Source organism: Achromobacter sp. AONIH1 (assembly GCF_002902905.1).
Taxonomy (GTDB): Bacteria; Pseudomonadota; Gammaproteobacteria; order Burkholderiales; family Burkholderiaceae_B; genus Achromobacter.
Map to the genome: position 1 here is coordinate 5,739,478 of NZ_CP026124.1, position 17,259 is coordinate 5,756,736.

At 69.4% G+C, this 17,259-nt stretch carries 12 protein-coding genes; 10 read left to right on the forward strand and 2 right to left on the reverse strand.

Annotated elements, in window-relative coordinates:
* Positions 1–2 precede the first annotated feature (2 nt).
* The 9 genes from C2U31_RS26150 (at position 3) to C2U31_RS26190 (ending at position 13,827) form a co-directional block, all read left to right on the forward strand.
* Positions 3–2,348, forward strand: coding sequence for an acyl-CoA dehydrogenase (locus C2U31_RS26150; RefSeq protein ID WP_103275466.1), 2,346 nt, complete (start codon positions 3–5; stop codon positions 2,346–2,348).
* 17 nt (positions 2,349–2,365) lie between these two features.
* Positions 2,366–3,658: an acetyl-CoA C-acetyltransferase gene (locus C2U31_RS26155; protein WP_103275467.1), complete on the forward strand. Its 1,293-nt coding sequence runs from the start codon at positions 2,366–2,368 to the stop codon at positions 3,656–3,658.
* A gap of 40 nt (positions 3,659–3,698) precedes the next feature.
* Positions 3,699–5,627 carry a 3-hydroxyacyl-CoA dehydrogenase NAD-binding domain-containing protein gene (locus C2U31_RS26160; RefSeq protein ID WP_103275468.1) on the forward strand — a complete coding sequence of 643 codons (1,929 nt, stop codon included), beginning with the start codon at positions 3,699–3,701 and terminating at the stop codon, positions 5,625–5,627.
* Between the two features lie 93 nt (positions 5,628–5,720).
* A complete protein-coding gene (locus C2U31_RS26165) occupies positions 5,721–7,049 on the forward strand; it encodes an OmpP1/FadL family transporter (protein WP_103275469.1) in 1,329 nt (442 codons plus the stop codon).
* A 223-nt stretch (positions 7,050–7,272) separates the two neighbouring features.
* Positions 7,273–9,663 carry a 3-hydroxyacyl-CoA dehydrogenase/enoyl-CoA hydratase family protein gene (locus C2U31_RS26170; RefSeq protein ID WP_103275470.1) on the forward strand — a complete coding sequence of 797 codons (2,391 nt, stop codon included), beginning with the start codon at positions 7,273–7,275 and terminating at the stop codon, positions 9,661–9,663.
* Between the two features lie 143 nt (positions 9,664–9,806).
* A complete protein-coding gene (locus tag C2U31_RS26175; RefSeq protein WP_103275471.1) occupies positions 9,807–11,003 on the forward strand; it encodes an acetyl-CoA C-acyltransferase in 1,197 nt (398 codons plus the stop codon).
* A 15-nt stretch (positions 11,004–11,018) separates the two neighbouring features.
* Positions 11,019–11,564, forward strand: a complete 546-nt coding sequence (locus tag C2U31_RS26180; protein ID WP_103275472.1) for a DUF4442 domain-containing protein — start codon at positions 11,019–11,021, stop codon at positions 11,562–11,564.
* Entirely contained in the window at positions 11,528–12,118 is a 591-nt protein-coding gene (locus tag C2U31_RS26185) for a chalcone isomerase family protein (protein ID WP_103275473.1), read from the forward strand. Before C2U31_RS26180 ends, C2U31_RS26185 begins: the two co-directional genes overlap by 37 nt.
* A 17-nt stretch (positions 12,119–12,135) precedes the next feature.
* Entirely contained in the window at positions 12,136–13,827 is a 1,692-nt protein-coding gene (locus tag C2U31_RS26190; protein WP_103275474.1) for an AMP-binding protein, read from the forward strand.
* A 67-nt stretch (positions 13,828–13,894) separates the two neighbouring features.
* Here C2U31_RS26190 and C2U31_RS26195 read toward each other — a convergent pair whose 3' ends face one another.
* Positions 13,895–15,463: a sulfatase-like hydrolase/transferase gene (locus C2U31_RS26195; RefSeq protein WP_103275475.1), complete on the reverse strand. Its 1,569-nt coding sequence runs from the start codon at positions 15,461–15,463 to the stop codon at positions 13,895–13,897.
* Positions 15,464–15,477: 14 nt separating this feature from the next.
* Positions 15,478–16,458, reverse strand: a complete 981-nt coding sequence (locus C2U31_RS26200; RefSeq protein WP_103275476.1) for a tripartite tricarboxylate transporter substrate-binding protein — start codon at positions 16,456–16,458, stop codon at positions 15,478–15,480.
* Positions 16,459–16,677: 219 nt separating this feature from the next.
* Between C2U31_RS26200 and C2U31_RS26205 the strand changes: the two genes are divergently transcribed.
* Positions 16,678–17,196 carry a MarR family winged helix-turn-helix transcriptional regulator gene (locus C2U31_RS26205; RefSeq protein WP_103275477.1) on the forward strand — a complete coding sequence of 173 codons (519 nt, stop codon included), beginning with the start codon at positions 16,678–16,680 and terminating at the stop codon, positions 17,194–17,196.
* Positions 17,197–17,259 lie beyond the last annotated feature (63 nt).

Consider the following 17,259-nt stretch of genomic DNA (forward strand, 5'->3'; position numbering starts at 1 on the left):
ATATGCACCCGATCCTTCTTGCGCTGCTCGTCTTGGCGCTTCTGGCCGTGGTCCTGCTGGGACTGCGTCCCTTGCGACGAGCCGTGCTGTCGGCCCCGATCTTCAACATGTACCGCAAGGTGCTGCCGCAGATGTCGGACACCGAGCGCGACGCGCTCGAGGCCGGCACCGTATGGTGGGAAGGCGAGCTGTTTCGCGGCCGTCCCGACTGGAGCCGCCTGCACGCCTATCCGCGCCCGCGCCTGTCCGACGATGAGCAGCGCTTCCTGGACAACCAGGCCGAGGAAGCCTGCCGCATGGTCAACGACTGGGAAGTCACGCAGGAACGCTTCGACCTGCCCGCCGATGTCTGGAACTACCTGAAGAACCAGGGCTTCCTGGGCATGATCATTCCCAAGTCCTACGGCGGCCTGGGCTTTTCCGCCTATGCGCATTCAGAGATCGTGACCAAGCTGTCGACCCGCTCGTCGGCGCTGGCCGTGTCGGTCATGGTGCCGAACTCGCTGGGCCCGGCCGAGCTGCTGCTGCACTACGGCACCGACGCGCAGAAGAACCACTATCTGCCGCGCCTGGCGCGCGGCGAGGAAGTGCCGGCCTTCGCGCTGACCAGCCCCTGGGCTGGCTCGGACGCCGCCGCCATTCCCGACAGCGGCATCGTCTGCAAGGGCGAATGGCAGGGCCGCGAAGTGGTCGGCATGCGCGTCACCTGGGACAAGCGCTACATCACGCTGGCGCCGGTCTGCACCCTGCTCGGCTTGGCGTTCCGCCTGTATGACCCGGACGGACTGCTGGGCGACGAGAAGGACCTGGGCATCACCTGCGCGCTGGTGCCGCACGACCACCCCGGCGTGGACACGGGCCGCCGCCACTTCCCGCTGAACGCCATGTTCATGAACGGCCCGACGCGCGGCCAGGACGTGTTCATGCCGCTGGACTTCATCATCGGCGGCCCCGCCATGGCCGGCCAGGGCTGGCGCATGCTGATGGAATGCCTGGCCGCCGGCCGCTCGATCTCGCTGCCGTCCTCCAACACCGGCATGTCCAAGCTGACCGCCCGCGCCGTGGGCGCCTATGCCCGCGTGCGCAGCCAGTTCCGCACACCGGTGGGCAAGTTCGAGGGCGTCGAGGAAGCGCTGGCGCGCATCGGCGGCCACACCTACATGATGGACGCCGCGCGCAGCATGACCGCCGGCGCGGTGGACCTGGGCGAAAAGCCCTCGGTCGTCTCCGCCATCGTCAAATACCACGTCACCGAGCGCGCGCGCCAGGTCGTCAACGACGGCATGGACGTGATCGGAGGCAAGGGCATCTGCCTGGGACCGTCCAACTTCCTGGGCCGCGCCTACCAGCAGATTCCCATCGGCATCACCGTGGAAGGCGCCAACATCCTGACCCGCAGCCTGATCATCTTCGGCCAGGGCGCGATCCGCTGCCATCCCTACGTGCTGGCCGAGATGCAGGCCGCGCAATCGTCCGACCGCCAGCAAGGTCTGCATGACTTCGACCGCGCCTTCTGGGGCCACGTGGGCTTCGTCGTGAAGAACAAGCTGCGCGCGCTGGGCACCGCGCTGACCGGCGCCCGCCTGGTCGGCGTGAACGCCGACGTCGCGCCCGAGATGAAGCGTTACTACCAGCAGCTCAGCCGCTACAGCGCTGCCTTCGCGCTGCTGGCAGACACCTCCATGCTGGTGCTGGGCGGCAGCCTGAAGCGCCGCGAGCGCCTGTCCGCGCGCCTGGGCGACATCCTGTCGCAGATGTACCTGATCAGCGCCACGCTCAAGCGCTACCAGGACGAAGGCCGCCAGGCCGCCGATGCGCCGCTGGCGCACTGGTCGATCCAGGACGCGCTGTTCCGCCTGCAGGAAGCCTTCGACGGCGTGCTGGAAAACTACCCGAACCGCTTCGTCGCCTGGGGCCTGCGCCGCATCGTCTTCCCCTGGGGCCATCCGCAATCGCTGCCCTCGGACGAACTGGGCCAGCAGGTCGCCAAGCTGCTGATCAACCCGGGCGCCGCCCGTGATCGCCTGACCGCCGGCTGCCACCTGCCCGCCACCGCCGACGAGCCGGTAGGCGCCATCGAACTGGCGCTGGCCGCCACGCTGGAGGCCGAACCCATCGAGGCCAAGATCCGCGAGCTGGAAAAGCGCGGCGCGCTGGACGGCAATCCGCAGGCCAACGTGCGCGACATCGCCGACGCCGCCTATGCGGCCGGCGGCCTGACCGACGAGGAATACGCCGTGGTCAAGCGCAGAAACACCTTGCGCGACACCGTGGTCAAGGTGGACGATTTCCCCTTCGATCTTGGCGCGGGCGCGATCCGTCCCGCCGCCGAGCGCCGGGCCGCATGAGCACCAAGGACGCACGGATGGCATTCAAACCGGTATATGTGGTGGACGGGTCCCGCACGCCTTTCCTGAAGGCGCGCACGGGCCCCGGCCCGTTTTCGGCGGGCGACCTGGCCGTGCAGGCCGGGCGCGCGCTGCTGCTGCGCCAGCCCTTCTCGCCCACCGACGTGGACGAGGTCATCATTGGCTGCGCCGCGCCCTCGCCCGACGAAGTCAACATCGGCCGCGTGATCGCGCTACGCCTGGGCTGCGGCAACCGCGTGCCGGGCTGGACCGTGATGCGCAACTGCGCCTCGGGCATGCAGGCGCTGGACTCGGCCATCGCCAACATCCAGTCGGGCCGTTCGCAACTGGTGGTGGCCGGCGGCGTGGACGCGCTGTCGCGCGCGCCGCTGCTGTTCTCGGACGACATGGTGCGCTGGCTGTCCGGCTGGTATGCCGCGCGCGGCCTGGGCGCCAAGCTGTCCGCGCTGCGCCGCTTCAAGCTGCGCAACCTGGCGCCCGTCATCGGCCTGCTCAAGGGCCTGACCGATCCCGTGGTCGGACTGTCGATGGGCCAGACGGCCGAAAACGTCGCCACCCGCTTCGGCATCGACCGAGCCGCCATGGACGCCTACTCGGCCGGCAGCCACCAGCGCGCGCTGGCGGCGCGCGCCGCCGGCGCCCTGGCCGAGATCGTGCCGATCATCGACGCCAAGGGCACGCTCTATCCCGAGGACGACGGCGTGCGCGCCGACTCCACCCCGGAAAAGCTGGCCAAGCTCAAGCCCGTGTTCGACAAGCCCTGGGGCAACATCACCGCCGGCAACAGCTCGCAGGTCACCGACGGCGCGGCCATGCTGGTGCTGGCATCGGAAGAGGCCGTGCAGCGCTGGAACCTGCGTCCGCTGGGCCGCATCGTCGACAGCCAGTGGGCCGGCCTGGATCCGGCGCAGATGGGCCTGGGTCCGGTGCACGCCGCCACGCCCATCCTGCAACGCCAAGGCCTGGGCCTGAATGACCTGGACTTGTGGGAGATCAACGAGGCCTTCGCCGCCCAGGTGCTAGGCTGCCTGGCCGCATGGCGCGACGAGGCCTATTGCCAGGAGCACTTCGGCACGCCGGCCTGGGGCCAGCTCGACACCGATCGCCTGAACATCGACGGCGGCGCCATCGCCATCGGCCATCCCGTCGGCGCGTCCGGCGCCCGCATCGTGCTGCACCTGCTGGACGCGCTCAAGCGCCGCGGCGCACGGCGCGGCATGGCCGCCATCTGCATTGGCGGCGGCCAAGGCGGCGCCATGCTGGTCGAAACCCTGGAGGAGCGCGCATGAGCCGCAACGCCGCCTCGACGCGTACCACGGAGACCGCCCGATGAGCGCACTGGACACCCTCTCGCACTGGCGCCTGGCGCGCGACCCCGACGGCCTGGCCTGGTTGACCTTCGACCGCGCCGCCAGCGCGGTCAACGCCCTGTCGGCCGACACCATGGCGGAACTCGCCCTGGTGCTGGACGCGCTGGACAAGGACCCGCCCAAGGGCCTGGTGATCCGCTCGGGCAAGCCGACCGGCTTCATCGTGGGCGCCGATGTCAACGAATTCGCCAGCCTGGACACGCCCGAGCAGGGCCGTGCACTGGTGGCGCGCGGCTGGAACCTGTTCAACCGGCTGGCCGCCGTGCGCTATCCCACGCTGGCCCTGATCCAGGGCCACTGCCTGGGCGGCGGCCTGGAGCTGGCGCTGGCCTGCCGCTATCGCCTCGTGGCGGACCAGGCCGGCGTATCGCTGGCGCTGCCCGAGGTCATGCTGGGCATCTTCCCCGGCTGGGGCGGCATGCTGCGGCTGCCGCGCCTGATCGGCGCGCCGGCCGCGCTGGACATGATGCTCACCGGCCGGGGCGCCGACGCGCGCCGCGCCGCCGCGCTGGGCCTGGCCGACGCGCGCGTGCCGCCGCGCCTGCTGGAAGCCGCCGCGCGCGCCACGGTGCTGTCCGGCAAGCCGGCGCGCCAGACGCGCGGCCTGGCCGCCTGGACCAACCGCTGGCCGCTCAAGGCCATCGTCGCCAACCGCGCGCGCAAGCAGATCGCGGCCAAGGATCCCCTGGGCCACTATCCCGCCGCGCCGGCCATCGTGACGCTGTGGGAACAGCACGACGGCGACGCCCAGCGCGCGCCCTCGCTGATCGACGGCATCATCGCGTCCGACACCGCCCGCAATCTGCTGCGCGTGTTCCGCCTGCAGGAGCGGCTCAAGGCCAACGGCCGGCAGCCCGGGGCAGCCCCGGCGCGGCGCATCCATGTGGTCGGCGCCGGCGTCATGGGCGGCGACATCGCCGCCTGGTGCGCATACAAGGGCCTGACCGTCACGCTGCAGGACCAGGACATGGCCCGCATCGCGCCCGCCATCAAGCGCGCCGCGACGCTGTACGCGCGCCGCCTGAAGGACCCGCGCGCGGCCCGCGCCGCCATGGACCGCCTGATCCCCGATCCCGCCGGCACAGGCGCGACGCTGGCCGACATCGTGATCGAGGCCATCAGCGAACAGCCCGAGGCCAAGCTCGCGCTGTATCGCGCGCTGGAACCGCGCATGAAGCCCGACGCGGTGCTAGCCACCAATACGTCCAGCCTGTCTCTGGAAACGCTGCGCGCGGGACTGGCGCGGCCCGAGCGTCTGGTGGGCATCCACTTCTTCAATCCCGTGGCCAAGATGCCGCTGGTGGAAGTGGTGCACGCCGACGGCACGGCGGCCGATGCGCTGGCGCGCGCCAGCGCCTTCGTCGGCCAGATCGACAAGCTCGCCCTGCCGGTCAAGAGCGCGCCCGGCTTTCTGGTCAACGCGGTACTGGCGCCCTACATACTGCAAGCCATGCGCAGCGTGGACGCGGGCGTCGCGCCGGCCGCGATCGACGCGGCCCTGGTGGCCTTCGGCATGCCGATGGGACCGCTGGAGCTGGCCGACACCGTGGGTCTGGACATCGCCCGCGCCGCCGGCGAGGAGCTGGCCGGCGGCCAGGAGCCGCCGCGCTGCCTGGCGGACCGGCTGTCGCGCGGCCAGCTGGGCCGCAAGACCGGCCAGGGCTTCTATGCCTGGCGCGACGGCAAGCCCGTCAAGGACAAGGCGTCCGCCGCCCCCGCCGGCCTCGCGGCCGGCCTGATCCAGCCCCTGATCGACGCGACCCGGCAGCGGGTCGATCAGGGCATCGTCGCCGACGCCGACCTGGCCGACGCCGGCGTGATTTTCGGAACGGGATTCGCCCCCTTCACGGGCGGTCCCTTGCATTATCAAGGCAGGACCAAGACGTAGCGCAGTAGAGGAAATACGGCTCACGCCGATAGACCGGGCCGCCGAGCCCGGCAGTGCCATAACGACACCTATCCAACACGAGGAGGCAGTACCATGAGCAGACGTTCATTGTCCCTGAGCACCCTGTCGGTCATCGTGGCCGGCCTGGGCGCGTCCACCGTCGCCCACTCCGCCGGCTTCCAGCTCCTTGAGCAGAACGCCAGCGGCCTGGGCAACGCCTACGCGGGCTCGGCGGCAAATCCGGAAAACGCCAGCATCATCTACTACAACCCGGCCGGCATGACGTACCTGCCGGGCTTCAACTTCTCGGGCGGGGTCAACCTGATCAAGCCCTCGTTCAAGTTCTCGGACAACGGCGACAGCCGCAATCCCGGCGTGCCCGGCATACCCGGCTCCGGCCTGGGCGGCTCGCGTCCCACCGGCGGCAACGGCGGCGACGCCGGCAAGCTCGGCGTGGTGCCGAACCTCTACGCCTCGCTGCAGCTCAATGAAAAGTGGTTCATCGGCCTGGGCATCGGCGCGCCGTTCGGCCTGATGACCAAGTACGACGAAGGCTGGGCCGGCCAGTACCACTCCAACAAGTTCGACATCAAGACCATCAACGTGAACCCCTCGGTGGCCTATAAGGTCAACGACAAGTTCTCGATGGGCTTTGGCCTGAACTGGCAGCGCATCGACGCCGAGTACAAAAAGAAGACCGTGGTGCAATTGCCCGTGCCGGGCCGCCCGGTCTTCACCAATGGCGATGCCGACCTCAATTTGAAGGGCGACGCCTGGGGCTGGAACGTGGGCTTCATGCTGCAACCCACCGAGGACACCCGCATCGGCCTGTCGTACCGCTCGAAGATCCGCCAGACGGCCAAGGGCGATACCGACATCGACAACATCGGGCCGACCCGTCAGTCCGCTTCGTTCGACGCCAAGGCGACCGTGGACCTGCCCGACACGCTGATCCTGAGCGCCGCGCACCAGCTGAACGAGCGCTGGGAACTGCTGGGCGACATCTCGTGGACCGGCTGGAGCAGCATCCCCGCGCTGAAGATCCGCAACTCGGGCACCGGCGCCAAGGATGACGAGCTGCCGCTGAACTTCCGCGACACGTGGCGCCTGGCCGTCGGCGCGAACTACAAGTTCGCGCCCGACTGGAAGTGGAAGTTCGGCCTGGCCTATGACCAGTCGCCGGTCCACAAGGAACAGGACCGCCCCACCTCGCTGCCGGACAACGACCGCTACTGGTTCTCGACCGGCGTGCAGTGGCAGGCCACCAAGAACACGACGCTGGACGTGGGCTACACCTACCTGTACCTGCGCAAGACGTACATCGACACGAACTCCGGCAACGCCCTTGCCAAGGGTCGCGTGGCGGGCAGCTACGACAGCAGCGGCCACATCTTCGGCCTGCAGGTCTCGTCGCGCTTCTAAGGGCCGCCCACCCTGGAGCGCCATGCGCTCCGCATCAAGGGCGCCGCCGCGGACCGGACCGGCAAAGCCGGCTCCGCGCGGTTTGGACAGGAATAGGGGCCACCCGTTGTATGCGCGGCGGGTGGCGCCCGTTTCGTGAAGGACCGGAGCAACATGTCCCTTCCTGCACGGGGACGGCAAGCGCAACAAGGCACACAGCCTTGGGCATTTTTTGGAGACTTCCTTGAGCAAGTTCGTCGTTAAACACGTCGCCGTGCTGGGTGCCGGCGTCATGGGCGCACAGATCGCCGCCCACCTGGCCAACGCCGGCGTGCCCGTCACGCTGTTCGACCTCGCCGCCAAAGAAGGCGACCGCAACGGCATCGTCAAGAAGGCGCTGACCGGCCTGAAGAAGCTCGAACCCGCGCCGCTGGCCGGCGTCGCGCGCCTGGCCCTGATCCAGCCCGCCAACTATGACGACCATATCGAACGGCTGCAGGGCTGCGACCTGATCATCGAGGCCATCGCCGAGCGCATGGACTGGAAGACCGCGCTGTACGAGCGCATCGCGCCGCACGTGGCGCCCGGCGCCATCATCGCCTCGAACACCTCCGGGCTGTCGATCGACGCGCTGGGCCACGCCCTGCCCGAGCAGCTGCGCCACCGCTTCTGCGGCATCCATTTCTTCAACCCGCCGCGCTACATGCGGCTGGTCGAGATCATCGCCACCTCGCACACCGAACCGCGCGTGCTGGACCAGCTCGAAACCTGGCTCACGTCGACGCTGGGCAAGGGCGTGATCCGCGCGCTGGACACCCCCAATTTCGTCGCCAACCGGATCGGCGTGTTCTCGATCCTGGCGGCCATGCATCACACCGCCCGCCTGGGCCTGGGCTTCGACGAAGTCGACGCGCTGACCGGCCCGAAGATCGGCCGTCCCAAGAGCGCCACCTATCGCACCGCCGACGTGGTCGGCCTGGATACGCTGGCGCATGTGATCGGCACCATGGACAAGAACCTGGCCGACGATCCCTGGCACCGCTATTTCAAGCAGCCCGAGTGGCTGGCCGCACTGATTTCCAAAGGCGCGCTGGGCCAGAAGAGCGGCGCAGGCGTCTATCGCAAGGCCGGCCGCGAGATCCAGGTGCTGGATCTGAAAGCCCAGGACTACCGCCCCAGCGCCGGCAAGCTGGCAGACGAGGTGGGCGCGATCCTCAAGGAACGCGATCCGGCCAAGCGCTTCGCCGCGCTGCGCGCCAGCAGCCATCCCCAGGCCCAGTTCCTGTGGAGCCTGTTCCGCGACATCTTCCACTACAGCGCCGCGCAGCTGGCCAACGTGGCCGACAATGCCCGCGACCTGGACCTGGCCATGCGCTGGGGCTTCGGCTGGGCCCAGGGCCCGTTCGAGACCTGGCAGGCCGCCGGCTGGCAACAGATCGCCCAGGCCGTGGCCGAGGACATCGCCGCCGGCCGCGCCATGAGCGACAGCCCCCTGCCCGCCTGGGCGCTGGAGCCCGCCCGCCAGGGCGTGCACGCGCCCGAGGGTTCGTATTCGGCGCGCAGCGGCAAGCTGCATGCGCGCTCGGCCCTGCCGGTGTACCGCCGCCAGATCTATCCCGAGCGCGTATTCGGCGAAGCGCCCGACAACCGTGGCGTCACCGTCTGGGAAAACGAAGGCGTGCGCCTTTGGAACCTGCCCGACGTGGATCCGGGCGTGGCCATCCTGTCGGTCATCTCCAAGAACCACACGCTGGGCGCCGAGGTGCTGGAAGGCATCCTGCAGGCCGTGGCCCGCGCCGAGCGCGAGTTCGAGGGCCTGGTCATCTGGCATCCGGCTCCCTTCGCCGTGGGCGCCAACCTGCAGCAGGTGGTCGAAGCCTGCGCCGCCGGCCAGTGGGACATGCTGGAAGCCACGGTCGAGAAGTTCCAGCGCGCCTCGCAGGCCTTCAAGTACGCGCAGATCCCCACCGTCGCCGCCGTGCAGGGCATGGCGCTCGGCGGCGGCTGCGAGTTCCTGATGCATGCCTCGCACCGCGTGCTGGCGCTGGAAAGCTACATCGGCCTGGTCGAGGCCGGCGTGGGCCTGATCCCGGCCGGCGGCGGCAGCAAGGAATTCGCCGGTCGCGCGGCCGCGCTGGCCGCCAAGACCGCCACGCCCGGCGAAGTCTTCCCGTTCCTGCAACCGATCTTCCAGACCATCGCCACCGCTCAGGTCGCCAAGAGCGCGCGCGAGGCCATCGAGACCGGCTTCGCCCGCGAACAGGACATCGTGCTGTTCCATCCGGACGAGCTGCTGTTCGTGGCCATCGGCCAGGCCCGCGCCGCCGCCCAGGCCGGCTACGTGCCGCCGGCCAGGCTGCAGAACGTGCCGGTCGCCGGCCGCAATGGCATCGCCAACTTCGAGATGATGCTGGTCAACATGCGCGAAGGCGGCATGATCAGCGCGCACGACTACCGCGTGGCGCGCAGCGCCGCCGTGGCGCTGTGCGGCGGCGAGATCGAGACCGGCACGCGCGTGGACGAGGAATGGCTGCTGACCGTGGAGCGCAAGGAGTTCGTGGCGCTGCTGCGCACGCCGGAGACCCAGGCCCGCATCCGCCACACCTTGGAAACCGGCAAGCCTCTGCGGAATTGATGGGGTCCACCCCCGAAGCGCCTTTGGCGCTTCCCCCTCAAGGGGGCGCCGGCTGCGGACCGGCGGAGCCGGATCCGCGCGGCCCCGATCTTGGGGCGCCGTTGTGGGTTGAGTTTGGGTCCATGAATATTTGAGGATATGAGATGAGCAAGCAAATTCAAGACGCGTATATCGTTGCCGCGACGCGGCTGCCGGTGGGCAAGCGCAATGGCGCTTATGCGACCACCCGGCCGGACGACATGCTGGCGGCGGCGCTGAATGGGGCGCTGGCGCAGGCGCCGGGGCTGGATCCCGCGCGCATCGAGGACGTGATCGCGGGCTGCGCCATGCCCGAGGCCGAACAGGGCATGAACGTCGCGCGCATCGGGCTGCTGCTGGCGGGACTGCCGCAGAGCGTGGCGGGCGTCACCGTCAACCGCTTCTGCGCCTCCGGCCTGCAGGCGGTGGCCGACGCCGCCGCCCGCATCCGCACCGGCGAGGCCGACATCATGATCGGCGCGGGCACCGAGTCCATGAGCGCCATGCCGCAGATCATGGGCAACAAGGTGTCGATGAATCCGGCCATCTTCGCGCACGAGGAAAACCTGGGCATGGCCTTTGGCATGGGCCTGACCGGCGAGAAGGTCGCCGAGCGCTGGAAGGTGTCGCGCGAAGACCAGGACGCCTTCGCGCTGGCTTCCCACCAGAAAGCCTGCGCCGCCATCGCGGCAGGCCATTTCAGGGCCGAGACCACGCCCTTCGAGGTGGTGTCGCACCTGCCCGACGCCAACGGCGCGGTGCGCGTGGCGCGCCGGCTGGTCGAGACGGACGAAGGCCCGCGCCCCGACAGCAGCGCGGAATCGCTGGCCAAGCTGCGCCCGGTGTTCGCCGCGCGCGGCAGCGTCACCGCTGGCAACAGCTCGCAGATGTCCGACGGCGCGGCCGCCGTGATCCTGGTGTCCGACCGCATCCTGCGCGAATTCAACCTGCAACCGCTGGCGCGCTTCGTCAGCTTCGCCGTGGCCGGCGTGCCGCCCGAGGTCATGGGCATCGGGCCGGTGGCCGCGATCCCGAAGGTGCTGGAGCGCGGCGGCATCACGCAGGATGCGCTGGACTGGATCGAACTGAACGAAGCCTTCGCCGCGCAATCGCTGGCGGTGATGCGCGAACTCAGGCTCGACCCCGCCAAGGTCAACCCACTGGGCGGCGCCATCGCCCTGGGCCACCCGCTGGGCGCCACCGGCGCGATCCGCACGGCCACGCTGGTCCATGGCCTGCGCCGCACCGGCGGCAAGCACGGGCTGGTGACGATGTGCATCGGCACCGGCATGGGCGCGGCTGGCCTGTTCGAGGCGCTGTAGGACGGCGGGTATCCAGTGAAGCCTTATTGGTTCAAGCGCCTGTCCCCCGAATGGCGCGCGCGGCTGATGCGGGTGGGGTTCAACCTGCATCCGGCGTTCCGCGCCACCGGCGGGCGGGTGCTGCACGTGTCTCCGGATTTTCATCACATCCGGATCAAGCTGCCGCTGTTGCGGCGCACCCGCAATATCGTTGGCTCGATGTATGGCGGCTCGCTGTTCGCGGTGACCGACGGCGCCCACCCCACGATGCTGATGTCCGCGCTAGGCTCGGATCACATCGTATGGGACAAGGCGGCGTCCATCCGCTACCGCAAGCCCGCCTACACCACCCTGTACGTGGATTTCCGCCTGCCTGCCGGGGAAATCGCGGAAATCCGCGAGATCCTGGCGCGCGAGCATGAAACCACCCGGACGTACACGGTGGAACTGCAGGACAAGGACGGCGTCGTCTACGCCGTCGTGGAACGAACGATCTATATCGCAAACAAGAAGTTCTACAAGCAGAAGACCCAAGGAGGTGACAAATGCATCGCATCCCCGGAGGGCGAACCGCCGCCCTGAGCCTGATCCTGGCCGCCGCCCTGGCGGGCGCCCCGGCCCTGGCGGCCGACGTCGAAGTCGGCGGCCTGCGCGTCCCGGACCAGTTGTCCGAGGGCGGCCGCGCGCTGGTGCTCAACGGCGCCGGCGTGCGCACCAAGTTCGTCGTGAAGGTCTACGTGGCCGCGCTATACGCGACCGCCAGGACCAGCGACGCCGCCGCGCTGGTCAATAGCGCCGAACCCCGCCGCATGCGGCTGCACATGCTGCGCGACGTCGACAGCAAGAGCCTGGACGGGGCGCTGCAGGACGGATTGCGCGACAATACGCCCAAGCAGGAGCTGGAAGCGCTGAAGGAACCGGCCCAACGCCTCTCGGCCCTGATGGCCAGCGTGGGCTCGGCCAAGGAAGGCGACGTGATCGACCTGGACTTCGACGCCAAGGGCGTATCGGTCAGCGACAACGGCAAGGCGCGCGGACGCATCGACGATCCCGCCTTCGCCCGGGCGCTGCTGCGTGTATGGCTGGGCGAAAACCCGTCGCAGTCCTCCCTGAAGAAGGCCCTGCTGGGCAACTAGGCGGAATCCCCAACGATATGGAACGAATCTGGCAAAAGAGCTACCCCCCCGGCATGCCCACGGACATCCAGCTCGACGGCGTGTCGACGATGGTGACGGTGGTGCGGGACAGCTGCCGGCAGTATGCCGGCAAGACCTCGTACATCAGCATGGGCAAGTCGATCAGCTACGCCGAACTGGACGCGCTGACGCGCGACTTCGCCGCCTGGCTGCACGCCAACGGGCTGGGCAAGGGCGACCGCATCGCCCTGATGATGCCCAACCTGCTGCAATACCCGGTCTGCCTGTTCGGCGCCTGGCGCGCCGGCTGCGTCGTGGTCAACTGCAATCCGCTCTACACCGCGCACGAGCTTGAGCACCAGCTGGCCGACTCGGGCGCGCGCGCCATCGTGGTGGCGGACAACTTCGCCGCAACCTTGCAGCAGGCGCTGCCCAAGAGCGCCATCGAGCGCGTGCTGGTCACCTCCATCGGCGAATTGCTGGGCCCGCTCAAGGGCCGGTTGGTCGACCTGGTGGTCAAGCGCGTCAAGCGCATGGTGCCGGCGTGGTCGATTCCCGGCGCGCAGCGGCTGGGCCAGGCGCTGCGCGCCGGCCGCGCCCTGCCCTTCACCGAGGTCGAGCTGAATCAGGACGACCTGGCCTGCCTGCAATACACGGGCGGCACCACCGGCGTGGCCAAGGCGGCCATGCTGTCGCACGGCAACCTGATGGCCAACGTCAGCCAGGCCCACGCCTGGGTGACGCCGCTGGTCCGGGACGGCGAAGAACTCATCGTGACGGCGCTGCCGCTATATCACATCTTCGCGCTGACGGCGAACTGCCTGACGTTCATGAAGATCGGCGCCAGCAACCTGCTCATCGTCAACCCACGCGACATACCGGGGCTGATCAAGGAAATGTCCAAGGCGCCGGTCAGCGCCTTCACCGGGGTCAACACGCTGTTCAACGCGCTGCTGAACAACCCCGATTTCGCCAAGCTGGATTTCTCGCGCCTGCGCCTGACGCTGGGCGGCGGCATGGCGGTGCAGCGTTCGGTGGCCGAGCGCTGGCGCGCCGTCACCGGCCGCTCGCTGGCCCAGGCCTACGGCCTGACCGAGACCTCGCCCGCCGTGACCATCAATCCGCTGGACGTGAAGGAATTCACCGGCTCCATCGGCCTGCCGGTGCCGTCCACCGACATCTCCATCCGCGACGACGAGGGCCGCGAACTGCCCATCGGCGAGCGCGGCGAGATCTGCGTGCGAGGCCCCCAGGTGACGCGCGGCTACTGGAAGCGCCCGGACGAGACCGCGCTGGTGCTGTACGCGGACGGCTTCCTGCGCACCGGCGATATCGGCTACGTGGACGAGGCCGGCTATGTGTTCCTGGTGGACCGCAAAAAGGACATGATCCTGGTGTCCGGCTTCAACGTCTATCCGAACGAAGTCGAGGATGCGGCCGCGCTGCACCCCGGCGTGCGCGAGGTGGCGGCGGTCGGCGTGCCGGACGAACGCTCCGGCGAGGCGGTCAAGCTCTACGTCATCCGCAAGGATCCGAACCTGGACGCCGAGACGCTGATCGCCCATTGCCGCACCCAGCTCACCGGCTACAAGGTGCCGCGCTACGTGGAGTTCCGCGACGACCTGCCGCGCACCAACGTCGGCAAGATCCTGCGGCGCGAACTCAAGCCGGAAGCCCAGGCGCAGGCCAAGGCGCCCGCCCAGGCCTGATCCCGCGTCGCGGCGGGCCGGCGGCGCCGGCCCGCTTCGATTTGGCGCCGCCGCGACGGCGCGCCGCCTACCACTGCCCGAAATACACGCCCGCGCGCTTGTGCGCGTTGGTGGCCCGCTCCACCGCCTCGTCGCTCATCGTGGTGCGGGTGCGGCCGCGCAGCATCCATTCCAGCAGACGGTGGCGCAAGGCCCCGCGCACCTCGGCGTACGCGGCGCTGGTCCCCAGGTCCTGGAACTCTTCGGGATCGGCCTGCAGGTCGTACAGCTGCTCCGGCTCGTCCAGCCAGTACACATAGCGCCACCGGTCCGTGCGCAGCGACCAGGCGCGGGCATTGCGCGGCGTCTTGCCGCGCAGCAGGCGGGCCTGTCGGAAGCTGTAGTCCAGCTCCGAATACACGCAGTCGCGCCAGGGCTGGCCGTCCGGCAGGCCATGCAGCACTTCCTGCAGCTCGCGTCCTTCCAGCCGGTGCGCCGGCCGGGGCGCGTCCAGCGCGCGCAGCACGGTGGGCACCAGGTCCACGCTTTCGACCATGTGGTCCAGCGCCTGGCCGCGCGTGGCATCGGCCTCGCCGGACGGATCCATGACGATGAAGGGCACGCGCTGCACGGTGTCGTAGAACAGTTCCTTCTCGCCCAGCCAATGGTCGCCCAGGAAATCGCCGTGGTCGGCGGTGAACACGATCAGCGTGTTCTTCATCAGGCCCGCGCCTTCCATGTAATCGAACAGGCGTCCCAGATGGTCGTCCAGCTGCCGGATCAGGCCCTGGTAGGCCGGACGCACCACGCGCACGCAATCGTCGCTGGAAAAACTGACGCTCTCCTCGTGCTGCCGATAGGCGGCCACCACCGGATGCGCATTCTCCAGCTCGGCAAGGTTGCGGCGCACGGGCAGGCATTGGTCCGCGCGGTAGCGCCGATGGTAGGGATCCGGTGCCATGTAGGGCCAGTGCGGCTTCACATAGCTCAGATGCAGCACCCAGGGCTGGCCGCCGCGCCGCTTCATGAAGTCCAGCGCCTGGTCCGTCATGTAGGCGGTCTCGGAATGCGCCTCGGCCACGCGCGAAGGCAGATGCACATTGCGCATGTTCCAGCCGCTGACCACCTGCCCGGACGCGTCCACGCCGGCGATGACGTAGTCGGTCCAGGGATCGGCGCTGTCGTAGCCGTGACGCCGCAGGAAGGCCGGATAGCCGCTCTCGGCCCCGGGTTCATGGTGACCGTCGTAGCGGTCCAGCTCGACGAAGCCGCCCCGGTTCAACAGGATGCCCAGTTCCGACGCGCCGTCGATGGCAAGCCGCTCCATGCCCGCCTTGTCCGGTATCACGTGGGTCTTGCCGGCCAGCGCCAGGTCGCGCCCCTGGCCGGCCAGGTATTCGCCCAGCGTGATCTCGTTGACCGAAAGCGGCACGCGGTTCCAGGTCGCGCCGTGGCGCGATGGATAGCGGCCGGTGTAGTAGCTCATGCGCGACGGACCGCACACCCCGGAATTGACGAAGGCGCGCGTGAAGCGCGCGCCGCGCGCCGCCAGCCCGTCCAGGCTGGGCGTCTCCAGGTAGGGATGGCCGTAGCAGCCGAGGTGGTCGGCCCGCAGCTGATCGGCCATGATGAACAGCACATTCTGGACGGCGCCCATGTCTGCCCCTGTCCTTATTGCGTGGCCGTGAAGCCGGACGCGCGCACCACCGGTTCCCACTGCTTGCGGTAGGCGTCCAGCGCCTCGGCGCTGCGGGCGGCGTCGGCCGACACCGGTTCCAGGTAGGCGGCGCGCACGGCCTCGCGCAGGGCCGGCTCGTCCAGCACGGCGGCGATGTCGCGGCCCAGCCGCTCAGCCTTGTCCGCCGGCATGGCGGCCGGCGCGAAGAAGGCGTTCCAGCCGTCAGCGGCCAGGTCCACGCCGGCCTCGCGGAAGGTCGGCACGTCGGGCAGGTCGGGATCGCGCGTCTGGCCCGACGTCGCCAGGATGCGGATCTTGCCGGCGCGGTGCTGCGGCAGCAGCGTGTCCAGCGTGTCGATGGCCTGCGGCAGGACGCCGCCGATCAGCTCGGAGATCAGCGGCGCCGACCCCCGGTAGCCGACGATCTCGGGCTCCTGGTTGATGGCGCGGCCCAGCATCAGCGCGAAGAAATGCGGCAGGCTGCCGGTGGCGGGCACGCCCACCGAGAACAGCCGGGGATCGTCGCGCAGGACCTGGCGCAGGCCGGCCACGTCGCGCACCTTGGAATCCGCCGCCACCGCCAGCGCGAACTTGTAGCGGCTCACCAGCGACACCGGCTTGAAATCGCGTTGCGCGTCGTAGCCAGGCTTGTCGTAGACCAGCGGCGCCACCACCATGACGGCCGGATTGGCCAGCATCAGCACGTTCTGCGCCGCCCCGGCCGCATGCAGGCCCTGGGCGGCGATGCGGCCGCCGGCCCCGGTCTTGTTCTCGACCACCACCGGCGCACCGATGCGCTCCTTGAGCCGGTCCGCCACCAGCCGCGCGACGCGGTCGGAACTGCCGCCGGGCGGATAACCCACCACGATGGTCAGCGCGCCGTCCAGCGGCGGCTGGGCCTGTACGGCGGGACAGGCCGCCACGCTTGCCGCCAAGGCCAGGCCCGTCGCCCAGCCGCTCAATCTGTTGCGCATCGCTATCTCCTGGTTCGCTGCGGCCCTGGCGCTCCCCGGCCGGTTGGCCGGTTGCCGGGGCCATTCCCCGTGGCTGCTCCGGGGGCTATTCCCTATGCCCGGCGCATGCCCAAATGGGCAAAATGAATTTAGCAACGCGACGCTTTGTTGATCTAATCCAGTACTTTCCATAACGATATGCATGCGCGACGGGCAACAGCTCGGCCCGCGGGAGACGCCATGGCAACGCCCCCAGCCCCCGGCCAGGCCAGCCTGTCCGATATGCTGATGTACCGTCTCTACCAGGCATGGTCGCAATCCAACCCGGTATTCGTGCGCCTGTGCGAAGGCCGCTACGGCATCACCCGGCGCGAGTGGCGGCTGCTGGCCTGCGCGGTGGAAGGCGGCATCATGACCTCGGCCGAGCTGGCGGCGGCGGCCAAGCTGGACCTGGCCCGCACGTCGCGCACGCTGGGCACGCTGTGCGAGAAGGGCTGGCTGCGCCGGCTGCACGACAGCGCCGACCGGCGCGTGGTCCGGGTCGAGGCCACCGAGCGCGGGCAGGAACGCTACCTGGCGCTGCTGCCCGAGGTCGCGCGCCTGAACGACATGCTGGTGCAGGACCTGAGCGCGACCGAGGTCGAGCAGCTGCGCGGCTTCCTGGCGCGCATCGAGCAACGCGGCCGGCGCATGGCCGAGGACAACATCGTGTCAGACAAGGCCAGCCGGCGCGCCGGCGGCACCCGCCGGGCGAGGTAGAGGCCCCCATTCAACGGCGTCTCCACAAAGATTTGCTACGCTAGGCGTCTGCCGTCCGCGCAG